Here is a 12,477-nt window from a genome sequence, read left to right on the forward strand (position 1 = left end):
CAGCACAAGCTTATATTAAACCTATTTTGCCCGGAATGAAAAGAACAACCCTTATTAGGTTGCTCTGTTCACTTCCTATACATCTAGACGAAATGGTTTAATAAAAGGTTTCGGAATTTTTAAGCTTCGCCGCCGTTGTCCTGCTGCATCAGCGATACGCTGCGTTGCGGCGTGAACGTGGAGATGGCATGCTTATAGACCATTTGCTGGCGTCCGTCGCTGTCAATGACGATCGTAAAATTGTCAAATGCCTTGATCGTCCCGCGGATTTGGAAGCCGTTAGTCAGATAGACCGTAGCCGGAATATTTTCTTTCCGCAGTTGGTTCAAGAACGTATCTTGGATGTTGATGGACTTGTTCATTAGCCGTACCCCCATTGGTTCATTTGAATTCGTAGTTTAAGAAATATTCAATATCGCTGAGTAGCTTTCGTGCTATTATATCATGAACAGTTTCATATAATCCACAAAAACCCCTTGTCCTCCGTTTGGCATCCCCCTGCCAAGAGGCTTGGAAACTAGAAGACATATCCATTATACACTGCCTTACAGATTTGCAAAAGAGGGACAAATTTCACGTAATAACGGCGAACCAAATCCAACTCGTACAATTTAAGCGCTCGTACGCCAAGATTGTGAATAAACTCTAGCAGAAAAAGATTGAGCTTGGTAAAAATCCTTCGAAGTAATCAAGGCTTTCCATAAGGTCTGAGCCGGAGCTTTAACCTCTGATTTCTTATCTTCGAAGCTTGTTTTGTAAACTTTCATTTTTAAAAATGTTGAAGAATGATCACTTAAATTTTATCCTGAAACAGCCTCCTTGAAACATTTTTGAAAAGTTGTTTTTTTCCATTTTCATAGTGTTAAAAAACATTTAAAAAAACCTCCAGCTTTTCTTCGAAAAGGCAGAGGTTTTCCAATGCTAAACTCCGTTAAATTTCAGTTTAATCCATTCACTCACTTGATTATATTGACTTTCATAATTTTCGGTATCCGTCATGTCCACCCACTGAATATCCTTCATATGACGGAACCAGGAAAGCTGACGTTTGGCAAACCGGCGTGTATCCCTTTTTAACCATTCCACAGCAGCCTCCCAACTGACCTCTCCTTGCAAATAGGCGGCAATTTCCTTGTATCCCAAGCCCTGCATGGAAATATGGCCTCTCGCAACGCCTCGTTCCAGCAGCGCCTTCACTTCATCTACCAAGCCCTGCTCGATCATTAAATCAATGCGCTGTTCGACCCGTGCATATAACTTCTGACGGTCCATCGTAAGTCCAATGATAAGCAGATCATACGGAGACTCTTTTTTCTGCGCAGCCAGCTGATCTGACCATTTCTCCCCTGTGAGATGGAAGATTTCAAGCGCACGTACGATGCGCCGCTGATCATTTGCATGCAGACGATCTGCGCTAACCGGATCTACTTCCCTTAAACGATCATGAAGAGCCTGTGCACCATGCTGCTGAGCATAGCTGAACTGCTCTTCCCTGAAAGCCTCGTCCGAACCGCTTTCCGAAAATTGAAACCCGTAACATACCGATTCCACGTAAAGTCCCGTACCACCCACAATGAAAGGCAGTTTCCCACGTTCTTGAATTTCGGGGATCAAGCGGGTGCAGCTTTCCTGGAACTCAGCCACGGAATAGGGATATTCCGGTTCGTGAATGTCAATCAGATGATGGGGGATGCCCTTCATTTCTGCTGGTGTAATTTTGGCCGTTCCGATATCCATCTCCCGATAGACCTGCATGGAGTCTCCGGAGATCACCTCACAGTTAAAAGCCTGTGCCAGCTCGATGCTCAGTCTCGTTTTGCCTACAGCTGTCGGTCCAACCAGCACCAGCAGCTTCGGTTTTGTATTAACTTCCGATCTCAACATTAATCACTCCGTACAACGTTTTTGCATTAGCCCGATCCAGCACCTGAAATCCAAGTCGGTCAAACTCTGCGCTGCCGCGCTTTTCTTTCATCACCACTCGCTTGCGGGCGACCCTTTTTGCCTCTGTAATACTCTCTTCTGCCAGTGCATGAGCATTCGCATAATTTCGCAAAGGCTTGATCGCACTAGAATCCATCATCGGCTCACGAAACATCGGATCAAAATAAACCGTGTCACAGCTCCGGTCAGGCAGGGAACGAAGCAGTTCCAGGTGGTCCTGATTTCGCAGTTCAATCCGTCGAAACGCCCGGTCTACATCAGGCTCATTACTTTCATAATGAGACATCCCATCAAGCAGCAGCGTATAGAGAGGTTCGGAACTTTCGCAAGCAATAACACGTCCTTGATCACCTGCAGCAACCGCAAATACAAGCGAATCCGAGCCGAGACCTGCCGTACAGTCCACCACCGTATCACCTTTAACCACAGCCCCCGCTTCCAGCATCGGGTCAGATTCTCCCCGCAGCACACGTTTGGCACGTACAAACCCCATACTCGGATGAAATTCAAGCTCGGACTCGTCCTTGCGGAACAAGCGTGCCCTCCCTTTCAGCACGACCAGAATTTCCTGAATACCATACTGCTCAAGCAGTTTGGGCAGAGACGTTCTGCTGCGCGGTACGTAGGTGCCCCCGGTTGCAGCGGCCAATGCACGCGCACGCTCCACCAGAGAGGCAGCCTCCTTGTCACCCGTCGTTATATACATAATTTCCCCCTAAAAAAACTACATCACTCGTTTAAATAACTTTTCCAAATCATACGTTGAAAATGAAATCACGATCGGCCGTCCATGCGGACACGTATACGGCTGCCGGCATGAACCCAAACGCTGGATCAAAACCTCTGCCTCCTGATCAGTAAGCTTCTGGTTTGCTTTAATAGAAGCTTTGCAGGAGCACATAATGGAAGCTGCTTCACGCATCTTCGCTACATCAATACTGCGCTCACTGAGAACCCATTCGGACATTTCTTCGATAATGTCTTTTTCGTCCCCTTTCGGGAACCAATATGGATGAGAGCGTACACGGAATGTTTGCCCGCCAAAATGCTCCAGATACACCCCCGCCTGTTCAAACCAGGAAAGTCTCGCCTTCAGCTTTTCCGCTTCCGAAGGTGTGAACTCCAGTGTAATAGGCAGCAGCAGCTCCTGCGAAGCCTGAGCCGGATTGCCAAACTTCTCGTAATAATATTCATAATTGACACGTTCATGGGCTGCATGCTGGTCAATTAAATACAAACCTTCATCATTCTGTGCAATCAAATACGTGCCGTGATGCTGACCAATCAGGCTCAGTTCGGGGAACGCAGGCATCGAAGCATCTGATTGAATCGCCGCCGCCAGCTTGACCGGATCAGGCATCGAAGTATTTTTCCAGTTTCGGTCTGCTCTTGGACCAGAGACGGAGGAGTATAGTGTACGGCTTTCCCTCACGGGAGAGGTGTAGGAAGCTGAACGATACGCTTCGGTCTGACTGCGTCCAGCAGGACTCTGTTCAGCATTTCTGCTGTCGCCTGCATTCATCACAGGCCCGCCGCCTGTATTCACTTCTGAACTTTCGCCTGTACTCGCACTTGTATCTGCACTTGAACTCGAATTATTGTCGGAGCTTCCAGACACTTCAGCATCCTGGCGTCCATTCTTCATTTCTCCATCCGTGTCAATCTGTTCCTTATATAACTTCCCATCCATCTGTCCCGCTTCACCAGCAGAACTAGTTTGCATCAGCTGCGAATCATTCCACTGGTCCATTGGTCCAGAAGCTTGAGATGTCTCCGGCGGAGCTTCAGGCAAAGGAACCGTTTGTGCTGCGTCAGAAGTATTCTGCTCCAGTAAAGTTCCCGGTTCCGCAGGGGCATCCAGATCCGAATGATCATCCTCAACTTTTCCTAATGCTGAGAGAGGGGATGAGACAGCTGGTTTGGGAGAAATCGTTTCTTTCCCCAGCGGACCCTGCTGCCCGTACCCCTCGCTAACATCCTGCTCTTTCACGGGCCCTCTCGGGAAAAGAAATTGTTCCTGAATAAAAGAACTGTCATCTCCGCGCCTGATCTGCTGCTTCCGCACTTGCGGAATCAGTACCTCCTGCCGCAAAATACCGCGCAGTGTCGCCTCCACAAATTCATACAGCTCCGCCTCTTTACTGAATCGAACCTCCAGCTTCGCTGGATGTACATTCACATCCACGAGCGAAGGATGCATCTCCAGCTGCATTACCACAAGCGGGAAGCGATTGATCGGCAGCAGCGTATGATAGGCCTTCAGAATCGCCTGGTTCAGACCGTAATTGCGGATATAACGTCCGTTCACAATCGTGGACATTCCTGCACGGTTCGCGCGCGTCCATTCTGGCAGACTGATCAGACCGCTGATCTTGTAGTCCAGGTTTTCACCCTGAATCGGCAGCATCGCTTTGGCCGCACTTGTTCCATAGATTGCTGCAACCACCTGAAGCAGATCACCATTGCCGAGGGTCTGCAGCAGCGTATTTTCATTATGACGAAGGGTGAACGAGATATGGGGATGTGACATCGCCATACGATATAACACGTCGGAGATGTGCCCCAGCTCCGTTTGAATGGTTTTCATATATTTTAGTCTCGCAGGCGTGTTGTAAAACAACTCCTTCACCACAAATTCTGTCCCTTGTGGTGATGCAGCATCCTCGTGCGTGCAGAGCTTACCGCCTTCAATCACGATCCGTCGTCCTCGCCCGTCGTCCCCGCTGGCGGTCAGCACCTCCACCTTGGAGACAGCTGCAATACTTGGCAGTGCCTCGCCGCGAAAACCGAGACTTGTGATCTGAAACAGATCACGTCCATGAGTTATTTTACTGGTCGCATGACGGTAGAAAGCCGTCTCCAGATCATCCGGCTCGATGCCCGAGCCGTTATCTTTTACCCGGATGCGGAGCAGACCGCCTTCCTCCACCGCGACTTCAATTTTTGAGGCCCCCGCATCCACTGCATTTTCCAGCAGCTCCTTCACGACGGATGCAGGCCGTTCAACAACCTCACCCGCCGCAATCTGGTTGGCAATATGTTCATCCAGTACATGAATTTTCGCCACAGGTTCTCCTCCTCCCGGTTACTCAGGATAATTGCTGTGCCTTCAATTTAAGATCATTTAATATTTGCATCGCCTGCAGCGGTGTCATGTTCATCACATCAATCTCTTTCATATGACGGATCAGTTCACGTGCAGGTTTATCCTCCACCACAACCGTTCGTGAAGGCTGCAGAGCTGTCGGTTCCTCGTCATCGAAGATGGACAACTGCACAACCTCCGGCTGTTTCTGATTAGAAACAGCCGCAGCATTTTCCTCATGGTCAACGTGCCCTGTCGTCTTCTCTGGAGAGGCCGCATCTGCCTTTTCATTCAGCGCTGTTAACGTTGTATCCATGTTCGCAGCAGCATCATTCGTATTTCGTTCCCGAATGAGCGGGTCTTCCATGGTAACAGACGAGTTAAAACCATGCGTCTGCATCTGCTGACTTGACAGCTGTCCCCGGTCACTCGCAAACTCACTGCCTACGGCCACTTGTGAAGCGGCTTGTTCGAATCCGTGCAGCAGTCCGTTCGCACGCTCAATGATGCTGTCAGGCAGTCCCGCAAGCCGCGCACAATAGATGCCGTAACTGCTGCTTGCTGCTCCCGCAATCAATTTCCGCAGGAAGTTTACCTTATCGCCGCTCTCCTGGACCGCCATCGAATAGTTTGCCAGTTTGTCCAGACTTTCCTCCAGGTGGGCCAGCTCATGAAAGTGTGTAGAGACGAGCGCTTTACAGCCGATCACATCATGCACATATTCAATAACGGATTGCGCAATCGCCATCCCTTCACTCGTCGATGTTCCACGGCCAAGCTCATCGATGATGATGAGACTGCGCGGAGTTGCTTTTTCGGTCATGACTTGAATATCTGCCATCTCTACCATAAACGTACTCTGTCCGCCGATGAGATCGTCCGCAGCCCCAATACGTGTGAAGATCCGGTCCATGATCGGCACTTCCGCTTGTCCCGCAGGCACAAAGCAGCCGATCTGCGCCAAAATCGAGATCAGCGCAACTTGTCTCATATACGTACTTTTCCCAGCCATATTGGGTCCGGTAATCAGCAGAATACGTGCCTCTTCCTCGGTCATCGCGGTGTGGTTGGCAATAAAAGCCCCATCCCGCATCACCGCCTCTACAACGGGATGACGTCCCTGCTCTACGACCAGATTGTATCCATCCGTCAGCACGGGCCGCACAAAATTACGCTCCGCACTAATTACCGCAAACGATTGATATACGTCAATCTCGGCCACCTGTTCGGCAAGCTTCTGCAGCCTTGCAATCTCCTGATTCAGACGGTCACGCAGTGCTGCGAACAGGCTGTATTCGATGTCTACCATTTTATCCTGAGCCTCAAGAATCAGTGTCTCCTTCTCTTTCAGTTCAGGTGTAATATAACGTTCGGCGTTAGCAAGCGTTTGTTTGCGCTCATATCTTCCTTCAGGAAGGGAAGCCAGATTCGATTTGGTAATTTCAATATAATATCCGAATACTTTGTTGTATCCGATTTTCAGCGAGCGAATGCCTGTCGCCTCACGTTCTCTTGCTTCCAGTTCGGCGATCCACTGCTTACCATTCACCGAGGCCTCACGCAGCTCATCCAGCCTCGCATGATATCCTTCGCGAATAAGTCCACCGTCTCTGACCGACACCGGCGGTTCATCCACAATGGCTTGTCCGATGGCATCACGCAGATCGGCGCAGTCATCCATCATTTCGGCGATATGCCGAAGTGTATCTGACGTAGAATTCGCACAGTGCTGGCGCAGACTCGGGATTTTGTCCAGAGACGATTTGAGCGCATTCAGATCACGGCCATTCGCATTACCAAAAGCAATCCGTCCAACGAGACGCTCCAGATCATAGATGTCTTTCAGCTCTGAACGCAGATCCTCACGCAGAATAAACTGGTTGTACAGCGTATCCACCGCTTCCAGCCGCTCATTGATCTTTCCTTTTTGCAGCAGCGGTTTATCCACCCAGCGGCGCATCATGCGTGCACCCATAGACGTCTCCGTACGATCCAGCAGCCACAATAACGAGCCCTTCTTGGAGCGCTCGCGTACCGTTTCCACAAGCTCCAGATTTCGACGGGTGAACGGGTCGAGAATCATATAATGGTCCGGCTCATACGCCGAAATTTGTGTTAATTGTCCAAGCGAACGCTTCTGCGTTTCACTCAGATACGAAAACAGGCGCGCTACACATGCCTGGCGTTCCGGCTCCAATCTTGCCCATACCGACTCGCCAAACTGCTGACGTACGAGATCCTCTTTGCTCTTGGTCCAGGCCGTGTACACCACCGGGCGTCCGATCGGAGATGACTCGGATTCTACGAGCTCCAGCAGGGCAGCATCCCCTACAAGTTCAGAAGGCTCATAGATGCCAATTTCGTCTTTAAGCCACTCTTTGGAATAAGGGACCGATGTGACGTACAATTCCCCCGTAGACAGGTCACAAGCAGCAAGAGCCATTGTGTTCCGACTTCCTGTCAGACAGACCATATAGTTATTGGACTTGTCTCCCAGCGTCTTTCCTTCCATCACCGTTCCCGGCGTAACTACACGAACGATCTCGCGCCGCACCATACCTTTGGTCACGGTCGGATCTTCCATCTGCTCGCAAATGGCTACTTTGTACCCTTTCTCAATCAGACGCTGTATGTAATTTTCAGCCGAATGGTAGGGTACACCGCACATCGGAATCTTGTCGTCTGTTCCTCCGTTTCGTGCAGTTAACGTAATCTCCAGTTCCCTCGCAGCGTTAATCGCATCGTCAAAGAACATTTCGTAGAAATCACCTAATCTGAAAAAAAGAAATGCATCCTGTGCTTCGGCTTTCACCTGCAAATATTGTTGAATCATTGGCGTATATTGAGCCATGATATCCATCCACCATCCGTTCCTATGATGTCAGGAAGAAATGTCCTTGGGAAGCCAATAAGGCGGTCAGGCACCAAGATCGCACCTCCGCCTTATTTTTCGGCTAATCGCCTGTTCCTTTAAGGGCTTACTGCTTCATATCTTCCATATCTTAACGTAATAATAGTCCTATACTCATTATAACAAAAAAACGCCGCTTCTTCATGAGCCTACCCGAATATTCCAAAGTTTACGTATATCGCGGCTCTCATCCCAGGTATGTCCTCGTTTGAATTGCCGCATTAACGGAGCTGCATACCGCTCATAACGAACATATTCAGGCAGCCGCATCAAATCATCCATCAGTGAAGGAATATGCTCCATCATGATTTCACGCCGCCCCTCATAAAATGCGGAATGAATGTTCGCCTCGCTCAAAGGGCGCTGCATTAATTCACTATAGCTGCACGCAATCAGCCCCGCGAGGGAAACGACGCCTTTAGCCACAACCGGAGAAACGAGAAAACTCGGCAGGGTGCGATATTCAAATCCGCCGTAGGATTTCAAGCGGAAGTCACCAAGCGCCCCATACCTTGGCCGTCTCCCCTTCCCGCGCGGATCCTGCAGCACTGCCAGCGGCAGTGCCAAGTAATTATCCAGTGCACGGAGCAGTCTCCCGTTCAAGTGCACGCCGCTAAAATGAATATGCCCCCCCAGCGGCAGCCCTCGCTGCGGCATACCGCCTGCCTGCCAGATCAGAGACGAGTCGCTGATACGGCGTGAAGCAGCCGCAAAGGCTCGCATCAGATGTGATAACAATTCTTTGGGCTCCGCACTCGGTGCAGGGCGAAGTTCCGCAACGGGATACACACGTCTGCCGCCAATCGTTACGGAATCACACCCCGCGACACCCGTACGTTCGAGAAAACGTGAAGCGGGTACGATTTTGGATTCAGGCATCTGTACCAGCAGAAATTCGGGGTCCATACCCATGACAGGAATCCTTTTTTCCTGCTGCTCCTGATGAAGCAAAGTCTGATGCTGATGCCAGCTTTCCCTGTACAGTGCAGCAAGGTCGGTTACCCCTTTCCACGGGCTCGGATCGACTGCAATGACTGCACACCCGCGATTCCCCGACGCTTCCAGGCGAACGGCTCCATGATCCAGTCCTAAAGTATATACCGTTTTGATTGCAAGCCGCTCTACTCGCTTATACACAGATGAAGATGCTTCCGGGTCCAGCTCGCCTTCCTGCCTCGCTCCCATACCACTTGTATCCCTGCGTCTGATCCGAATGGCCTGAAGGCAGCTGACATCTACATCATATCGTACGCGAAGTCCAGGTTCCCGTCTGCGCTGCTCACTCGCGGACAGCACTTCAATTCCCGCCTGCTTCAGCCGCGCTATCCGATCGCCAGGACTCAGCTTCGTATAAGCTCGAACTGCGTCTTCCGCTTCTTCTTTGACGTTCATTCTGACCCTCCTCTCTTCATCGCTCACTGCTTATTAAAAAAAGACTCCGCAGCTGCGGAGCCTTCCCGTTTCGGTTCTTCAGGCACATCATCAGGCTCGTCACAACCCATTTTTTGTACTTTATGAAAGAAAGAGGGCTTTCGCCCTCTTCACCGCACCGTATGGTGCATATGATACCTTAGGTTATGAGAATTACGCATCACCCTGAATAAGCGATTTACAGCTCATCATCCAGCAGGTCCGGATCGAGATCATCATAGTCTCCATCAGCGCTGCCGTAGTCATAATCTTTGTCTTCGTAATCACCGCAGCCATCCGTGCACACCTTCACACATACTTTAGTCTCCGCCACGAGCTCTACAGCGAATTCCCGCTCAACCCGGATAATTACGCTGCCGCCGCCCGCGGACACTGTGGCTTCCACACAGCTGGGTTCCTGCGTTGCATCCGCAGATACCTCTACTGTGGAAGTCCGGTGTTTCGGGTCCAGATAGGACAAAGGCACATGTTCTACATACGATACCGTTTCTTTGGCTACATCCGTCTGTGAGTTTTTGTCATAGGAATACCAGATGTTGATATCGTAAGTACCAATAACTTCAATTCCGTCCCCCGCTGATACGGCTTCATACTGGTGGTTGATAATCCAAGCCCCCAAAATACTGGTCGGACCATTTGGCGGAGTCACGGTATGTGTTACGGTAGAGAACTTACGACCTTTGCCGCAGATCGCCTTCGTGATAATCTCTCTACATTGATGTTTATGACTCAATGACATCTTTAAACCTCCTCCATACAATCATTCACTACAAGTGTATGCAGGACATCCGTCTAGGGTGACAACTATTTTCTATTATTCGTTTACAGATTGGGAGCGATCTGATATTGGAGAAGGCGCCTTGTCCTTCTTCGCGATTTTCAGATACATCGAGAGCTCGCGGCACAGCTGGAGAATAGCGGAACGCATCTCGAATTCTTCCCTTGTATCAGGAAGCTCCATACGTCTGAATTCTTCCTGCACATCTGCCAGAAGTTTTTCCGTTCTTCCGGTGTATGATTCGGTCAACACATCTTGGCTGAGCTGGTCAAACAGTTCTGATACCATCTCGGCATGCGGCATCTTCTGATAGACCTGGGACACAAGGTGCATCATGTGCTGTATAGAATCAAGCTGTGTTTTGCGCATATAAAAGTATACGCTCCAGCCCTCGTTCGGATGAATGACCTGATTCTCTAATGAGCGTTTGGCGGCCTCGATTCCGCCGAGCACAGCTTTATCTGCTTCAATCAATTCTTTTCCCGCCCAAACTTCGTTAGGATTACGCAGCGTAGTCGCGAATTCCTGAAAAATTTTGGAGAACAGCTCATCAATCCGTTTGCGGATTCGAAGCATCTGTGGATCAGCGGCCGGCATATAGGCCAGATTCACAACCATGGCTGAACCAAGGCCAATCAAAAGCAGCGCGACCTGCACAAGAACAACATGCAGATCCATCTCCCCACCGCTGAATACTCGAAACACCACGACTGAACCTGTAACAATGCCTTCCTTGAAACCTGCCCGAACAATAACCGGAAAAGCGGTTAGTATGTATACTCCCAACACCCAATAATGGAAGCCGAGAAAGTGAAAAAGTACACTTGCAAACAAAAGACCGACCACAGATGCAAAAAAACGTGCCGATATCGTGCGAATACTCCTTTTTCTTGTTACATCCACACCCAGAATTGCAAGCAAACCAGCTGACGTTGGCCCTGGCAGGCGGCACCAGTCCGCAATCAGAACAGCCATCAGCGCTGCAATCGCTGTTTTAATGACCCTAAAACCCATTTAACATTCCATCTCCTCTAAGCTGCACAAAAGTTCGCGGCCCTATATATCGCCCGTTTCCGTATGTTACTCCTTGTCCAGTCTGTATTACCCTGTCTAGATCAGTTAGAACAGCCCACATTAGTATGACTCAACCTGCTTGAAACTAGACGACATTAACCGGCATGTGCGAACATGCCGGTCACAGAAACATGCTTCGAAGAAGCAGCACTGCTTTTCATTTACAGTATTGGAATCCCAATATAGAATCAGAATCCGAATTGACAGACGAATCGTCCATTCGTCCTCTTGTTCCTGACCGGCACGGAGTACTTGCTTCCATCAAATATCCTACTTGATTTTACAATCGCGAGCAACGTTACACCTCTTGTGAAAGTGTATACATATGGTTCTCAACGATATACGAATGTGCCCTAATGGCCCTCTTACCCTACTTGACCGCGATACGCTGGCAGGTTTTTCATTCATGATTGTATATTCCGAGTTATGATCTGCGTCCAGCTAACAGTTTGCGCTCTATATATACAACCAGCTGGTACATCGCCGCAGCCACGGTGGCAATAATAAGCAGACTCGATAATACAAGTGTGAAGTTAAATACCTGGAATCCGTAAATGATTAAATATCCCAGTCCCTCTTTCGCCACCAAAAACTCACCCACGATAACTCCTACCCAAGCCATACCTACATTTACTTTCAACGTAGATACGATGGTAGGGAATGAAGCGGGAAACACAACCTTGGCAAAAATTTCGGAGCGGTCTCCGCCAAACGTACGAATGACCTTAATATAATTGGGATCGACTTCGTTGAAGCTGTTGTATACAACAAGCGTTGTAATAATCACTGTAATCGAGAGAGTTGTCATGACAATGGCTGTAAATCCCGCCCCGAACATGACAATAAAGATCGGACCCAGCGCTACCTTGGGCATGCTGTTGAATACAACCATATAAGGGTCCAGTACTTTGGACAAAAAAGGAGACCACCAGATCAGAACAGCGAGCAGCGTTCCGACAAGTGTCCCCAGCAAAAATCCGACTACTGTTTCACCTACGGTTATCCCCACATGCGACCATATTTCACCGCTGGCGACATCTCTGCCAATTTGACCGAAAATTTTGCTCGGATAACTGAAAAGCAGTACATCAATCCAACGCAACCTGCCCGCCAGCTCCCAGAGTAAAAACATACAAACTAAGATGGACAGCTGTACCGCAAGAATATGATGCCGCCACTTTGCCATCTTGCGGATATGGTCACGGTGCAGCTGCCCCAGCCAGCCTTCGCGCCCTGTTTGCTTCTCATGTTCTG

9 protein-coding genes are annotated in these 12,477 nt (G+C 49.5%); all 9 read right to left on the reverse strand.

The window, feature by feature from the left end; all coding sequences use genetic code 11:
• Positions 1-119: 119 nt before the first annotated feature.
• Positions 120-362, reverse strand: a complete 243-nt coding sequence (gene hfq, locus MKY97_RS16865; RefSeq protein ID WP_090916826.1) for an RNA chaperone Hfq — start codon at positions 360-362, stop codon at positions 120-122.
• Between the two features lie 559 nt (positions 363-921).
• Entirely contained in the window at positions 922-1,884 is a 963-nt protein-coding gene (gene miaA / locus MKY97_RS16870; protein ID WP_342551490.1) for a tRNA (adenosine(37)-N6)-dimethylallyltransferase MiaA, read from the reverse strand.
• Positions 1,865-2,650: a class I SAM-dependent methyltransferase gene (locus MKY97_RS16875; protein ID WP_342551491.1), complete on the reverse strand. Its 786-nt coding sequence runs from the start codon at positions 2,648-2,650 to the stop codon at positions 1,865-1,867. The genes miaA and MKY97_RS16875 overlap by 20 nt, the downstream gene beginning before the upstream one ends.
• An 18-nt stretch (positions 2,651-2,668) precedes the next feature.
• Complete coding sequence (mutL, locus tag MKY97_RS16880) at positions 2,669-5,011, reverse strand: DNA mismatch repair endonuclease MutL (protein ID WP_342551492.1); 2,343 nt, start codon at positions 5,009-5,011, stop codon at positions 2,669-2,671.
• A 22-nt stretch (positions 5,012-5,033) separates the two neighbouring features.
• On the reverse strand, positions 5,034-7,880 hold the full coding sequence (mutS, locus tag MKY97_RS16885) for a DNA mismatch repair protein MutS (protein WP_342551493.1): 2,847 nt from the start codon (positions 7,878-7,880) through the stop codon (positions 5,034-5,036).
• A gap of 201 nt (positions 7,881-8,081) precedes the next feature.
• Positions 8,082-9,332 carry a hypothetical protein gene (locus tag MKY97_RS16890; RefSeq protein ID WP_342551494.1) on the reverse strand — a complete coding sequence of 417 codons (1,251 nt, stop codon included), beginning with the start codon at positions 9,330-9,332 and terminating at the stop codon, positions 8,082-8,084.
• 217 nt (positions 9,333-9,549) lie between these two features.
• Entirely contained in the window at positions 9,550-10,110 is a 561-nt protein-coding gene (locus MKY97_RS16895) for an outer spore coat protein CotE (protein WP_123065763.1), read from the reverse strand.
• A 75-nt stretch (positions 10,111-10,185) separates the two neighbouring features.
• Positions 10,186-11,163: an aromatic acid exporter family protein gene (locus MKY97_RS16900; RefSeq protein ID WP_342551495.1), complete on the reverse strand. Its 978-nt coding sequence runs from the start codon at positions 11,161-11,163 to the stop codon at positions 10,186-10,188.
• 484 nt (positions 11,164-11,647) lie between these two features.
• On the reverse strand, positions 11,648-12,409 hold the full coding sequence (locus MKY97_RS16905; protein ID WP_342556369.1) for an ABC transporter permease: 762 nt from the start codon (positions 12,407-12,409) through the stop codon (positions 11,648-11,650).
• Positions 12,410-12,477: the final 68 nt, after the last annotated feature.

It is taken from the genome of Paenibacillus sp. FSL R7-0652 (assembly GCF_038595045.1).
Taxonomy (GTDB): Bacteria; Bacillota; Bacilli; order Paenibacillales; family Paenibacillaceae; genus Paenibacillus.